12 protein-coding genes and 2 pseudogenes are annotated in these 13,825 nt (G+C 34.7%); 4 read left to right on the forward strand and 10 right to left on the reverse strand.

The genetic code is table 11. The features are described from left to right. Positions 1 to 50: 50 nt before the first annotated feature. The 9 genes and pseudogenes from FC37_RS00365 to FC37_RS00400 all read right to left on the reverse strand — a co-directional run bounded on the left by FC37_RS00365 (position 51) and on the right by FC37_RS00400 (position 7,347). Positions 51 to 575 carry a hypothetical protein gene (locus FC37_RS00365; RefSeq protein WP_056945432.1) on the reverse strand — a complete coding sequence of 175 codons (525 nt, stop codon included), beginning with the start codon at positions 573 to 575 and terminating at the stop codon, positions 51 to 53. Between the two features lie 68 nt (positions 576 to 643). After that, complete coding sequence (locus FC37_RS00370; protein ID WP_025005958.1) at positions 644 to 1,249, reverse strand: LysR family transcriptional regulator substrate-binding protein; 606 nt, start codon at positions 1,247 to 1,249, stop codon at positions 644 to 646. 2 nt (positions 1,250 to 1,251) lie between these two features. Then, positions 1,252 to 1,413 (reverse strand): hypothetical protein, encoded by a 162-nt coding sequence (locus FC37_RS10445; RefSeq protein ID WP_087176048.1) that lies wholly within the window; start codon positions 1,411 to 1,413, stop codon positions 1,252 to 1,254. Positions 1,414 to 1,431: 18 nt separating this feature from the next. Continuing rightward, entirely contained in the window at positions 1,432 to 2,598 is a 1,167-nt protein-coding gene (locus FC37_RS00375) for a GNAT family N-acetyltransferase (RefSeq protein ID WP_056945433.1), read from the reverse strand. Between the two features lie 127 nt (positions 2,599 to 2,725). Beyond that, positions 2,726 to 3,262, reverse strand: a complete 537-nt coding sequence (gene citX / locus FC37_RS00380) for a citrate lyase holo-[acyl-carrier protein] synthase (protein ID WP_025005957.1) — start codon at positions 3,260 to 3,262, stop codon at positions 2,726 to 2,728. 16 nt (positions 3,263 to 3,278) lie between these two features. After that, positions 3,279 to 4,211: a carbamate kinase gene (arcC, locus tag FC37_RS00385; protein ID WP_025005956.1), complete on the reverse strand. Its 933-nt coding sequence runs from the start codon at positions 4,209 to 4,211 to the stop codon at positions 3,279 to 3,281. A 17-nt stretch (positions 4,212 to 4,228) separates the two neighbouring features. Next, positions 4,229 to 5,253 (reverse strand): annotated as a pseudogene (argF, locus tag FC37_RS00390) (ornithine carbamoyltransferase). 11 nt (positions 5,254 to 5,264) lie between these two features. Further along, a pseudogene (locus tag FC37_RS00395) lies at positions 5,265 to 6,424 on the reverse strand (arginine deiminase). A 68-nt stretch (positions 6,425 to 6,492) separates the two neighbouring features. Beyond that, a complete protein-coding gene (locus FC37_RS00400) occupies positions 6,493 to 7,347 on the reverse strand; it encodes a LysR family transcriptional regulator (RefSeq protein WP_025005955.1) in 855 nt (284 codons plus the stop codon). Positions 7,348 to 7,472: 125 nt separating this feature from the next. Between FC37_RS00400 and FC37_RS00405 the strand changes: the two genes are divergently transcribed. Beyond that, entirely contained in the window at positions 7,473 to 9,746 is a 2,274-nt protein-coding gene (locus FC37_RS00405; RefSeq protein WP_025005954.1) for an HAD-IC family P-type ATPase, read from the forward strand. A 64-nt stretch (positions 9,747 to 9,810) separates the two neighbouring features. Here FC37_RS00405 and FC37_RS00410 read toward each other — a convergent pair whose 3' ends face one another. Continuing rightward, positions 9,811 to 10,311: an SLAP domain-containing protein gene (locus tag FC37_RS00410; protein ID WP_025005953.1), complete on the reverse strand. Its 501-nt coding sequence runs from the start codon at positions 10,309 to 10,311 to the stop codon at positions 9,811 to 9,813. Between the two features lie 150 nt (positions 10,312 to 10,461). Here FC37_RS00410 and cls point away from each other — a divergent pair, with 150 nt between their 5' ends. The 3 genes from cls to cysK all read left to right on the forward strand — a co-directional run bounded on the left by cls (position 10,462) and on the right by cysK (position 13,817). Then, on the forward strand, positions 10,462 to 11,952 hold the full coding sequence (gene cls, locus FC37_RS00415) for a cardiolipin synthase (protein WP_082603673.1): 1,491 nt from the start codon (positions 10,462 to 10,464) through the stop codon (positions 11,950 to 11,952). A 129-nt stretch (positions 11,953 to 12,081) separates the two neighbouring features. Further along, positions 12,082 to 12,873 (forward strand): homoserine O-acetyltransferase/O-succinyltransferase family protein, encoded by a 792-nt coding sequence (locus FC37_RS00420; RefSeq protein WP_025005952.1) that lies wholly within the window; start codon positions 12,082 to 12,084, stop codon positions 12,871 to 12,873. Positions 12,874 to 12,887: 14 nt separating this feature from the next. After that, positions 12,888 to 13,817, forward strand: coding sequence for a cysteine synthase A (cysK, locus tag FC37_RS00425; protein WP_025005951.1), 930 nt, complete (start codon positions 12,888 to 12,890; stop codon positions 13,815 to 13,817). The last annotated feature ends 8 nt before the right edge of the window (positions 13,818 to 13,825 follow it).

Raw genomic sequence — 13,825 nt, forward strand, 5'->3', positions numbered from 1 at the left:
ATTGGATCATATCTATCAAGCAGCTTAAGTGTTCAATTTATTATTGCAATTTACGACTTATAATTTTTCATTTGTTTAGCTAATTTTTTGCTTCTGTAGTAATTACCACCATCATATCTGCTTGAATATAGCAAAACATTATGTTTTTTACCATTAATTTTTTGCGGCATTACTCTATAAAGGCTCCAATTTTCAAAACTAATCCATGGATTAATTTCATAAAATAGATGATTTTTCATCTTAGTCGTTTGGCCCGACATCCAATTTTTAGTTACATGATCAAAATCGGTTTGATTTTGGATATTACCATTAAAGTAATCACTAATAATCGATTTATCTTGAGTGTAAATAATTTTTCCATTAACCGTATGTGCAGTAAAAGTAATTTTTCTACCATTATGAGCGTTACGGTCATATGAATACCATGTACCTTGCATCTTTTTAGGCACTGTAATAATTGCTCCATTACCATAAGTATTATCAGTGGCATTTACATGAGTTGTTAATCCACTCAAGCCTAAAGCCAATACCATTGCAGATAAAGGCAATAACTTTCTTGTTAGCATAAAAATCATCTCCAGTTGTAAAATTATGGATTCGCTTTCATTATTAATTCTACAGTATTTTGTTACTTAAAGATAGATTAATATACTTTTTGAACTAATGAAATGAAATCTTTAATTTTGGCATCTTCATTTGTATAGAAGGCTGCGATTTTTTGCCACATTTGTTGTCCATTAGATAATAAAAATAATTGCTGCAAAGTATCATTACTGATCAAACCAGCAGTCGCTTCATTCATCAAGAAATATCCTGATCCAGAGGCTACTAATAATGCTGCTTCTTCTACAGAATTTGAAGCAATAAATGGACTTTGAATCTGATAAATATCCTTAAATAAATGAAGTTCTGCGACCTCTTCTTCTGGTTTAGCGACAATAAAACAAGTTAAATCGACTAAATCATCTTTATTAATCATCTGGATACCGCTAGGATAACTACCCTTTTGTAGAATAGCCATGACAGCTTTTTGACCTAAGATTTGTGAATTAAAATCAACCTGTTCATCCCGCAGATCATTAATTGCTAAATCAACATCTTGCTCAGCTAGTTTATCAAAGACTTCATCATGTCCCATACCAATTAGACTAATTTTTATATCAGGATATTTTTGCGTAAACTGGTCTACAACTCGATCTAAATCTTTTCTACCAAGCTGGTTAAAATATGCTATTTTTAATGTTTTCATAGTTAATCTTCATCCAAGGGAGCATGACCTTCGTCAGCTATCTGCTTTTTATCTTTTCTAATTTGGTACTTATTGAGCATGATCAGCAGCGAAATAACCACATTTATCCCACTAATCACTACGCTTAAAAATTTTAGTAATCTAACTTTCTTTTGCTTACTCATTTTTAATGCCTTCTTTCCTTAAAAATAATCATAAAATGAAACTTTGCCTTTTACAAAATCTAACTTTTTAATACGATAATTTGTTATTAGACCCAATTCAATAGCAGCCTTTAAAGTTAAACGGCCTAAAAGAACTTGGGTCCATGCGGTGATTGGCCCAGAAAAATCAACTAATTCATCTTTTTTACGCTCACACGTAACTTCACGATTGTGATTATTCAATTGCCAAACGCCAATATTCCAAGGACATTGATCATCATAATTAACTTCAATGTTAAAAGTACCTTCTTGCAGTGGCCGCATGCATGACAAAACTTTTTGAAAATCAATAATTCTACTCATCATATATGGATGAAGTTGAATGTCTAATTCATTCTGTTCTGGGAAAAGCTCGGCCAATAATGATTTCTCAGGTAGCATCATACAAAACTCTTTAACTGAACCTATATGAGATGCCATAAAGCCTAATATGCTTGATAATCCTTGAGGGGTAATTGAATATAATTCATCTGCCATAAAGCAATTATCAACTATCCGATAAATCAAGTAACTCATTGGACGACCGGCATTATCAAAATAAACCGCAATATCTCGATGATGGTAGTAACTATCTAATCTATTCCACCACCAAGCTTCTCTAATAATAGTATTTCTCTCGTCATCAGTATGTAATTGACGTTCATATAACTGAATTACGCCATTTTGAACAATCAAATCACCCCATTTTCCGCGAATCACCTTACCCTTACGAGGTAATTTAAAGGAAGCTAAAGCATCCCCAGAAAAGCGATATTCTTTTTGATAAATACTATTGCTAAAGCCATAATGACGATAAAAATCTTCTGAAAAAGGAGCTAAATTTGCCACCGGAATTTTATTTTCATGCAAATCATGAATAACTTCTTCCATTAATTTAGAAATATGGCCCCGTCCTCTACATTCAGGATAGGATGATACATAGCCAATCCCAGCTATTGGAACATGATGACCAAATATTTCACCCTTAAATTGATTTACCATCATATAACTAGTCAATTTTCCTTGATCAAAATATCCATATCCATCACTATGATCATACCGACTCATAAAATTGGCATCTGTAGTTAAATCAGAATCTTTTAAAAAAGCGTATTCAATCAATGAAGCAATTTGTTTTAAATTGTCTTGGTTTTTCTTTAATTTCATAATTTTCCTTATAAAAATATACTGTCTTAATAATCTTACTTATATTTTAGATCATTTTATGTGTTTTTCGTTAGCTTTTCTTAAGATTTAGATGAAAAAACGGGATGAATATACCTGTCATCCCGTTTTACTTATTTACATACTTTGTATATAAACTAGAAATATACTTTTGCATTTCCTGTACTGAATGTCGACGTGATCGTGCACATTCTTTAGCAGGACGATCACATAAGTAGCAACGGCGACTTGCATAATTTAATTCTTTACGTGAAATCGCAGGTCTGCCTTTAACTAGTACGTCGGCATCGAATAATCGACCAACCGAACTATTCTCTTCAAATGAAATAGTCGATAATTTAACCTTCTTGCTAGATTCCTGCAAAATATAAAAATTTTCACATCCAGCATCAATATTCAATGCTTTTACCAATCGATAATTATAATTTTTATCCTGCCACTCTTTTTCTAATTGCTTGATTCCATAATTAAACAGTTCAATCAAATATTGATTATTCTTAATTGGACCCGGAATATTTAAATTAATATCAACTAACGTAGTATCGGGATATTTTTGAAAAATCTTTTGTTGTAAAGCTACACGATAATCCTTTGCAGCTAACACTTGAGCAATATCTTGCGGATTTCCTTCTTGAAAAATATTCATTATTATCTCACCGCAATTAATTATAAACGATTGTACCTACTCCATCATCAAGTTTACTTGCATTTCTTAAAGAAGTAATGATTGCAGTATTTCCTGTTTTCTCTACGAAATTAATGACAGCTTCAATTTTAGGTTTTATGCTACCTGCTGCAAATTGACCAGCTTCTAGATACTTCTTTAGTTGATCTACTTTTACTTTTCCAATAGGAGCTTGATCAGGCTGATTATAGTTCACATAAGCATTATCAACAGTAGTCAAAATAACTAACTCATCTGCTTGAATATCTTCAGCTAATTTTGCGGCACTAAAATCTTTATCAATTACTCCTGCTACCCCTTGCAAATTATTATCCTTTATTACTACAGGGATGCCGCCACCTCCCGCAGCAATTGGGACAAATTTACTCTTCAGTAAAGTATCAATAACTGGTGCATTAATAATCTTGACGGGCTTTGGGGATGAAACTACTTGCCGGTAACCTCGACCTGCATCTTGCTTATAACTATATTCAGGATGATAGATTTTTTGTTTCTGCATTTCATTAAAAGTATAAAACGGGCCAATTGGCTTAGTAGAATTCTTGAAAGCCGGATCATTAGCATCAACTATTATCTGAGTGATTAGGGCAACGGCTTGATGTGGATAGTCGGTATGCTTAAATTGATCATCTAAAGCCTTTTGCATCCAATAACCAATACTGCCTTGAGTCATTGCGACTACGGTATCAAGTGGCATTGCAGGATTATCTTTGCTAGAGCCTTTATATTGCTGCAAAAGCAAATTACCAACTTGTGGTCCATTACCATGAACAATCGCTACTTGATCTCCCTTTTCAATCATTTTAGCAACGACTTTCATTGCCTTTTCCACTTGCTTTTCTTGAGCAGCTGCACTATTATCACCTGCTTGAATAGCATTGCCACCCAAAGCTACAACTATTCTTTTCATTTTATTTACTTCCTTCATTAACTGATGGAATAAATAAATAAATTGCCTAAAGTAGCGGCCATTATTGCTTTGATAGAATGCAATCTATTTTCCGCTTCAGTAAATTGCCAAGCGTATTGAGAGTTAAAGACTTCATCAGTAACTTCCATTTCACTTAAACCATACTTTTCATAAATTTCTTCGCCAACTTTAGTAGTGCGATCGTAAAATGCTGGTAAACAGTGCATAAAGATCAATTGATCATCTGGAGTTCCCGTCATTTGCATCATTTTCATTGTGACCGTATAAGGCTTTAATAACTTAATTCTCTCGCTCCAGTCATTTTCACCCATTGATACCCAGACATCAGTGTAAATAATATTGGCTCCTTTAACGCCTTTTTCAATGTCATCAGTAATCAAATTCTTAGAACCAGAATCTTGGGCAAAATCCTGCGCAATCTTTTGTACATCTGGATGAGTAAACAAAGGCTTTGGCGTAACTATGTGGACGTTAACTCCCAACATACTTCCAGCTACTAAAAGACTGTCGGCAACGTTATCGCGGCCATCTCCTACATAAGCTAAAGTAAGCCCCTTTAGGTGACCAAACTTTTCTTTAATGGTCATAAAGTCGGCTAACATTTGCGTTGGGTGCCATTTATCGGTCAATCCGTTCCAGACAGGTACACCAGAATACTTGGCCAGGTCTTCTACATCCTTTTGAGCAAAGCCACGATATTCAATACCATCAAACATGCTGCCCAAAACTTTTGCAGTATCTTCAATGCTTTCTTTTTTACCTAGGTGAATTTCACCAGCACCCATATATTCAGGATTTGCGCCTAAGTCATTGCAAGCAACAACAAAGGCTGAGCGCGTTCTTGTTGAAGATTTTTCAAATAAAAGAGCTATATTCTTGCCCTTTAAATATTCGTGAGGGATATTTTCTTTAGTTCTTTTAAATGAAGTGCAAAATCAATTAAGTAATTAATCTCTGCTGGAGTATAATCCTTGCATTTTAATAAACTTCTACCTTGAAAAACGTTTTGTAAATATTTCATTTTTCTGCCTCTTACAAATCTTCACGAACAAGTGGACATGACATGCATCTTGGTCCTCCGCGACCACGAGAAAGCTCACTTGAATGAATCTTATGAACTAAAATGCCATGTTTTCTTAGCCGTCATTCCATTGTTCACGAGCAGCCGCAATCGAATCACCATTGCCAGTCGGAATTAAGTCAATCTCTGATACGTGTAAGTATTTCTTTAAAACTTTAACCAAATCATTTTCTGGCGTAATTTTAACCTCACCATGATCGTCTTGCTCTAAAACATAAATATCAATTTTCCCTGCTTTATCTAAAATAAAAGGATGAACGGTGAATTGATCATAATTAATCATTGTAAAGACCGTGTCTAAGTGCATCATAGCATGATTGTGCGGTATTTTGATTGCTAAAATTGTGTCATAACTAGAATGACCAAAAAGACTATGAGCAAGATCGGTAATGGCAGCTGCTGAAGTTCTTTGAGAAATACCAATCGCTAAAACATGATTGTTCAAAACTAATTCATCGCCGCCCTCTAAGCGCCCATGAGTATAACGATCTCGCCAGACAGGAATATTGGCATCTTTAAATTTGGGATGATGCTTCAATATAGCTTCCATAAATAAAGATTCACGTCTTCTAGCTCTAAATGTCATCCTATTAATAGTTATGCCATTAGCAATTGCCGCTTGTTGATCACGGGTAAAATATACATTTGGCATCGGATCTAAGTAAAATGGATAATCTGGATCTTCAGCTAGATCGGCTAATGAAGGTGTTATATTTTGTATTTCATTTTTTCTAATTCCAGCAATTATCTGTTTAACCATGTCATTTACTGGCAAGGCCATTAAATAATCCATTAACAGTTGATGTAATGGATCTTCTTTTTTGATGTTAGATTCTTCTAATAATTGATCTACAAATTTCGTGCGGACATCTTTATTAGTCAAAGATTGTGCTAATAAATCTTCTAAATAAACGACATGAACTCCCTGTTTTTCCAAAGTATGGGCAAAATAATCATGTTCTTTTTGTGCAATTTTCAAATACGGAATATCAGCAATTAACATCCGATTTAAAATATCCGGTGAAAGATTTTCTAATTCTTTTCCTGGTCGATGTAACATAACTGTTTTCAATTTGCCAATTTCGGAATAAACATGAATTAAGTCAGTCATTATATCGTCTCCTAAAATTATGTATCCGCTTACAATAATTAAGGATCAATTAGTTACAAGTTACAATTTTAAAGGCTTAAAGCATCAATTATTCTTTTCATTAATGGCGTAACCTTTTGATCTTTACGCCATACTAATTGTAAATGTGTTATCCAGTTACTATGCTTAATCGGAATAAGATCACCAGGAGCATATGTAGAGGCAATGGATTCCGGAACAAGAGCCACTCCCATTTTTCGTTTAGCCCAGGTGATCGCTGTTCTGGAATCATCACATTTAACAGCATAAAACGGTTTAATTCCATGATGAGCAAAAGTTTGATTAAAAATCTCTTCAAATCGCCGGTAGATAATAAGAGGCTGCTCATTTAAATCTTTAATTCTTAATTCCGTTTTATCCTTAAATTTAGGATCAACAGTAACTGCCATCATTCTTTCTGTAGTTAAAGTTTTCGCCTTTAAACCGTTACGATTATAGGGAGTACGAACAATACCTAAATCGATTGTTTTCTTTTCCAATTTATCGATAATACCAAAAGTATTGTCCTCATAAATATCAAAGTTAATTTCAGGATAAAATTCAGTTAAGGCTTGAAAATTCTTCATAGGAATAAGACCAGTTGATGAAGAAGCCATTCCAATTGCAACTGTGCCTAATTCGCCAGAAATGGTCTTGTGGACCTGATTCTTAGCATTTTCAGATAGCGATAAGATTTCACTAGCATAGCTCTGTAAAATTTGTCCCGCATCCGTTAATTCGATACCATGAGCAGTCCGCTTGAATAATTGTGCTCCCAATTCTTTTTCCAATTGCTTTAATTGATAACTTAACGGTGGTTGCGCAATATAAAGTCTTTTAGCCGCAGACGTGATTTGTTTTTCTTCGGCTACTACTAAAAAGTAACGTAATTGTTTAATATTCATTGATCTATCCTTTTTATTTTGGTTACAGGTCTTATTAAAATTTTTTATATCTTATATTTTAATTTAGTATTTTCATCTCCACAACATATGTGCTACTTTATTAAGGTAGATTTGGAGGGAATAAAATGTCTGAAAAATTTCACGGCTTAACTCAAGCCGAAGCAGAAAAACGACTTAAAGAAGATGGTCTAAACGAAGTTCCTGAACCTGAATACAACTTCTTTAAGGAATTTTTATCAAAATTATGGAATCTCTCTGCTTGGATTCTTGAAGGTGCATTAATCCTTGAATGTATCCTCGGCAAGTGGATTCAATCATTATTTGTTTTATTCATGCTTCTTTTTGCAGCTTTTAACGGTGCATCAAAGAAGAAGCAATCACGACGGGTATTAAATACCATCTCACACGAATTAACGCCTAAAGTTGCTGTAAAGCGTGATGGTAAGTGGATTAAAATTGACTCTAAGCAATTGGTTAAAGGCGATTTAATTTCACTTCAACGTGGGGATGTTTTAGCTGCTGACGTAAAAATAGTTAGTGGCAACATTGCCTGTGACGAAAGTTCAATTACTGGTGAATCTAAAGCTGTTAAAAAGAATATCGATGATACAGCTTATGCTGGTACCACTGTAGTTGAGGGCGACGGCTTAGCAATCGTTACTGCAACTGGTAAGGATTCTAGAAGTGGTAAAACCATTAATTTGATTAACAACTCAGCTGCACCTGGTCACTTGCAACAACTTTTAACAAAGATTATCTACTACCTTTGCTTACTCGATGGTGTACTTACCTTAGTTATCATCATTGCTTCATTCTTTAAGGGCGGCAATTTCGATACCTTTATTAATATGTTGCCATTCTTGGCTATGATGTTTATTGCTTCAATTCCTGTTGCCATGCCATCAACTTTTGCATTATCCAACTCATTTGAAGCAACTCGCTTAAGTAAGGAAGGCGTCTTAACTGCCGATTTAACCGGTATTCAAGATGCGGCTAACTTAAACTTACTTTTGCTTGATAAGACCGGTACAATCACTGAAAATAAAACAGCCGTTGCTAGCTGGAGCGATTTAAGTGATTTACCTGATCAAGACGTTTTAGTTTTAGCTGGTAGTGCAACCGACAAACGTAATGCAGGTATTATTGATATTGCTATTGATAAATACTTAAAAGAAAATGGCATCCCTGTCATGGACGTTGATCACTTCACCCCATTTACTTCTGACACCGGTTATTCTATGGCAGAAGTTGATGGTCATAACGTTAAGTTAGGTTCATTTAAGCAACTTTCCTTAATCGATAAAAATGCTAATGAAGTGGTCGAAGGTATTAACTTTAAGGCTGGACGTTCAGTTGCTGTGTTGATCGATGATAAGCTTGCAGGAGTCTTTATCTTACAAGATAAGGTAAGAAAAGATTCCAAGGCTGCTTTGGCAGAACTTAAAAAGCGTGACGTACGTCCAATTATGTTAACTGGTGATAACCAAAGAACGGCTGCAGCTGTCGCTGAACAAGTTGATTTAACTGGGAATGTTATCTCTATTCATGACTTCGATGAAAGCACTGATGTTGATGAATTAGCTGGTATCGCCGATGTTTTGCCTGAAGACAAACTTAAAATGGTTAAATTCTTCCAAGAAAAAGGCTACATCGTTGGTATGACTGGTGATGGTGTTAACGATTCTCCTGCTTTAAAGCAAGCTGAAGTTGGTATTGCTGTTTCTAACGCTGCCGATGTTGCTAAGCGTTCAAGTAAGATGGTACTTCTGGATGACGGCTTAAGTTCTATTGTTAAGATTCTTGATGCGGGTCACCGTGTATACCAAAGAATGACTACTTGGTCACTTACTAAACTCGCTAGAACTGCCGAATTAACTATGCTTTTAACCTTTGGTTACCTCTTCTTCAACTATATTCCAATGGCATTAAACGCAATGGTTATTTATACAGTTATGAATAATATGGTAACTATGATGATCGGTACTGATCGGACTCATATTACTTACAAGCCTGAAAACTGGAATATGGCAAGATTAGCTAAAATTGCATTTTCACTTGCTTCAGGTTGGACAATTATCGGTTTCACATTTGTCAGCTACCTAAACTTACATGGCTGGAGTCATAATTCAATTTCTACCATGGTTTATGTTTACTTAGTTCTTAGTGCAATGCTAATTGTATTGATTACTAGAACTCGTAAATACTTCTGGCAAGATTATCCATCTAAATTAGTTGGTATCGTCCAAATTGCTGACGTCGCATTAACATTTATTTTAGCCTTGTGTGGCTTGGCAATGGCTCAAATTAGTTGGCAAAACTTATTAATTACGGTTGTAGTGGCATTGGTTGCTGCAGTCATTATTGATTTGATTTACCAACCTGTAATGAAAAATAGATAATTATAAAATATAAAAAAAGCACTCTGATTACTACATTGTAGTTTCAGAGTGCTTTTTATTTTGACTAATAATTAGAAACTGTAGTCAAGACGTTTAAAGCTTTAACATATTCGCCATCGGCAATTTTAATAAATGGCTTTTCATTAATTTCTTTATGACCTAAGTAATTAACCTTAGCGCCACGCTTCAAAAACTTGCCTGGAATTTTTTCGCCCTTCTCATCATAAATAAAGGAAGGCTTCTTAATTCTATTAACTACCTTTATAGTGGACTTCATATATGGCAAGAATGCTTCTTCTTTAACAAATCTATTCTTACGAATCTTTACATAAGTATCACCATTAATTATCTTTATAGCACGTACTTTGTAAAGTTTTCCCTTTCTCAGATGTCCAACTTTAACACCATGCTTATTATAAACAGTAGCATTTCTAGTTAGATTTAATCTTTTACCTTGTCTAACTGGATTGGTAATCGCTGCGTCAACACTTTGTGTAGTTGCTACGCCCAATCCAATAACTGCCAACATTATACCTGCAGCAGAAATAATTTGCTTTCTCATCATGATCCACCCCCGTAGTGTTTATACCATTCTTCACCTTTATTTTATCAAAAATAATTCAATTAGAAGCATTTTTTACTCAACTGTTTTATAACTATTTCTTTAATTCTGCTAAAATTATCTATAACACTACTTACAAGGGAGTAATTACTTATGATTTTAACTTGGGATATAATTCGTAGAACTATTGAAGTACTATGGATTATTAACATTGCATTCGCTGTTTGGACAGTTTTTAGAAGTCGTCGCAGTGTTGTTGCAACTTGGGCATGGATGCTGGTATTAACTGTTTTGCCAGGTATTGGCTTTATTCTCTATCTCTTCTTTGGACGTCAGCTTTCACATGATGAAATTTTTGCTATTCAAGAAGAGCAGAAAAAGGTGCAAAGACATTATTTAGCTGAACAGCGCAATATGCTTAAAGAACATGATCTTTTGCCTGAAAAAGAACGACTTCCACGGGTAAGAATGCTTTCAGAATTAAATCTTAACAATGATGATGCAATTTTAACTTTTGACAATCAAGTTAAGGTTTTTACCTCTGGGCCAGAGCTTTTTGATCAAATGATCCTTGATATTAAAAATGCTAAAAAATCTATTAGTTTGGAATTTTATACTTTTTATTCTGATCAATTGGGCACGCGAGTTTTAAAGGCTCTAGAAGCGGCTGCAGCTAATGGTGCTAAAGTACGGGTAATTTATGATACTTCTGGATCACGTGGCACTAAGCCTGCTTTTTTTGACCATCTGCGTGAATTAGGTGGTGAGGTTCAACCATTCATTTCTACTTCCAAAAAGCACTGGTTTACTACACCTCGACTTAATTATCATTTGCATAGAAAATTGGTCATTATTGATCACCACATTGGTTATATTGGCGGATTTAATATTGGAGATCAATATGTTAATAAATCACCCAAATTTGGTCATTGGCGCGACACTCACTTGCGCGTAATTGGACAATCACCTGTTTTAATGGAAGTCCGTTTTGCAATGGATTGGAACACTTCAATCAGAAGAACTAATTTACCTAAATTTGAATTAAAAGAACTCAAATCATTTAGAGTTAACCGCAAGGACATTAATGATAGTAAGAATGTAGCAATGCAGATTGTTTCCTCAGGTCCCGACAACCAACACTATGGAATTAGGCGAGGCTACCAGGGAATCATTGCAGGAGCCAAAAAATATATCTATATTCAAACGCCTTATTTAATTCCTGAAGAATCAATTCTTGAAGCTTTAATTATTGCTGCTAATAGTGGAATTGATGTGCGAATTATGATCCCATGTATGCCTGATCACCCATTTGTTTACCGAGCTACGGAATATTATGCTAAATACTTAGTAGCTCACAATGTTAAAGTTTATAAATATAATGATGGCTTTATTCATGCTAAAACGATGGTGAGTGGCTCTAATATTTCTTCAGTTGGTTCTGCCAATCAAGACTTCCGGAGTTATACATTAAACTTCGAAGTAAATTCATTCAATTATAATCCTGCCCTAACTCAAGAATTAAAAGAAATTTTTGAAAAAGACTTAGATAAATGTACTCTTTTAACTAATGAATACTTCGCCAAACAGTCTTCATGGTTAAAATTCAAACAATACTTTTCAAGATTATTATCACCTATTTTTTAAAACGAAAAACCCTTTATCAGTATATCTGATAAGGGATTTTGTTTTCTAAATAATGCAGTTTTATTTCTTTACTTATTTTTTATAAGCTGTATAATGATATTAACTATTAAAAAGTAAGGAGGATAAAACTTGGCTAATAGAGTAAAACTAGGCGTTTTGAATTTAATGCATGATAAGTTAGATACTCAACAAAGATTTGCACATGTTTTACCAGACGCAGACCTGACTTTCTTTTACCCACGTATGCATTATCAAAATCGTCCTGTTCCACCCGAAGTTGCTAAAATTTCTCAACCATTAGATCTTAATCATATCCAAGATTTCGATGGCTTTATTATTACTGGTGCTCCGTTAGATCACCTGGATTTTGAGCAAGTCACCTATATCGAGGAAGTCCGATGTTTGCTTCAGTTATTAGATAAATACAAATTACAGCAATTATATTTTTGCTGGGGCGCAATGGTAGCTTTAGATTACTTTTACGATATTCAAAAAAGAATTTTGGCGGAAAAAATCTTTGGTACTTTTCCTCACTTAATAATCGAACCAAATTCCTTATTAAATGGTCTTAGCCAAGGATTTATTGCTCCACATGCTCGTTACGCTGAAATGGACAAAGCACAGACTATGCAAGATCCACGCTTAACTATTAATTCAGTAGACGACAACGACCATCTATTTATGGTATCTTCTTTAACAAAACCAGAGCAAAATTTCGTTTTCTCTCACATTGAATATGATCGTGAAGGTTTAAAGAAAGAATATGAAAGAGAAATTGCCGCACATCCAGAGCGACATTACAAAAGGCCTGAAAATTATTCATTATCTGCTCCACTTTTTCAGTGGAAAGATACTCAAAAAATATTCTTTGATAATTGGTTAACCCAGGTCAAAAAAAGCAAATTAGTGTTAGATAAATAAGAGAGGTATACATTATGTCTACAATTTTTAATTCAGTTACAGAACTTATCGGAAACACCCCATTACTTAAGCTAAACCGTGTTGTCCCTGACGATGCGGCAGATGTTTACGTAAAGTTGGAATTTGAAAATCCAGCTGGTTCAATTAAAGATAGAATTGCTTTAGCCATGATTGAAAAAGCAGAACGAGATGGTATTTTAAAGCCAGGCGGTACAATCGTAGAACCAACTTCAGGCAATACTGGTATTGGTTTGGCTATGGTTGCCGCAGCTAAAGGTTATCATATTATCATTGTGATGCCGGAAACTATGAGCGTTGAGCGTCGTAAATTGATGAAGGGCTACGGTGCTGAACTCATTTTGACACCAGGTGCAGACGGTATGAAGGGCTCAATTGCCAAGGCTGAAGAACTCGTTAAAGAAAAAGGTTACTTCATGCCAATGCAATTTAATAATGCTGAAAACCCTAATATTCATGAATTAACTACAGGACCGGAAATTATTGCTGCAATGAACGGAATTGGTAAATCAATTGACGCATTTGTAGCTGGTGTTGGTACTGGTGGTACTTTATCAGGAATTGGACATGCTCTTAAACGTGAAAATTCAGCTACTAAGGTATTTGCATTAGAACCAACTGAATCTCCATTATTAAAAGATGGTAAGACTGGGAAACATGGTATTCAAGGAATTGCCGCTGGTTTCATCCCTAAGAATTTAGATAAGAATATTTACGACGATGTTGTCACTGTTTCTACTGATGAAGCAATGGCTACTGCTCGTGAAGTCGCTAAAAATGAAGGATTCTTACCTGGTATTTCAGCCGGTGCAAATATTCATGGTGCAATTGAAATTGCTAAAAAATTAGGTAAAGGACATACTGTCATTACCGTAGTTCCAGATGGCGGCGATCGTTACCTTTCAACTGCATTATTTAATGATTAAATCTTAAT

Source organism: Lactobacillus gallinarum DSM 10532 = JCM 2011 (assembly GCF_001434975.1).
Taxonomy (GTDB): domain Bacteria; phylum Bacillota; class Bacilli; order Lactobacillales; family Lactobacillaceae; genus Lactobacillus; species Lactobacillus gallinarum.

What these genes read in the sequence shown, in the direction of transcription:
- arcC (WP_025005956.1), bottom strand. Translation starts at nt 4,211, where the DNA reads ATGAAAAGAATAGTTGTAGCTTTGGGTGGCAATGCTATTCAAGCAGGT.
- FC37_RS00375 (WP_056945433.1), bottom strand. Translation starts at nt 2,598, where the DNA reads ATGAAATTAAAGAAAAACCAAGACAATTTAAAACAAATTGCTTCATTG.
- FC37_RS00405 (WP_025005954.1), top strand. Translation starts at nt 7,473, where the DNA reads ATGTCTGAAAAATTTCACGGCTTAACTCAAGCCGAAGCAGAAAAACGA.
- FC37_RS10445 (WP_087176048.1), bottom strand. Translation starts at nt 1,413, where the DNA reads ATGAGTAAGCAAAAGAAAGTTAGATTACTAAAATTTTTAAGCGTAGTG.
- cysK (WP_025005951.1), top strand. Translation starts at nt 12,888, where the DNA reads ATGTCTACAATTTTTAATTCAGTTACAGAACTTATCGGAAACACCCCA.
- FC37_RS00410 (WP_025005953.1), bottom strand. Translation starts at nt 10,311, where the DNA reads ATGATGAGAAAGCAAATTATTTCTGCTGCAGGTATAATGTTGGCAGTT.
- FC37_RS00370 (WP_025005958.1), bottom strand. Translation starts at nt 1,249, where the DNA reads ATGAAAACATTAAAAATAGCATATTTTAACCAGCTTGGTAGAAAAGAT.
- cls (WP_082603673.1), top strand. Translation starts at nt 10,462, where the DNA reads ATGATTTTAACTTGGGATATAATTCGTAGAACTATTGAAGTACTATGG.
- FC37_RS00365 (WP_056945432.1), bottom strand. Translation starts at nt 575, where the DNA reads ATGATTTTTATGCTAACAAGAAAGTTATTGCCTTTATCTGCAATGGTA.
- FC37_RS00400 (WP_025005955.1), bottom strand. Translation starts at nt 7,347, where the DNA reads ATGAATATTAAACAATTACGTTACTTTTTAGTAGTAGCCGAAGAAAAA.
- citX (WP_025005957.1), bottom strand. Translation starts at nt 3,262, where the DNA reads ATGAATATTTTTCAAGAAGGAAATCCGCAAGATATTGCTCAAGTGTTA.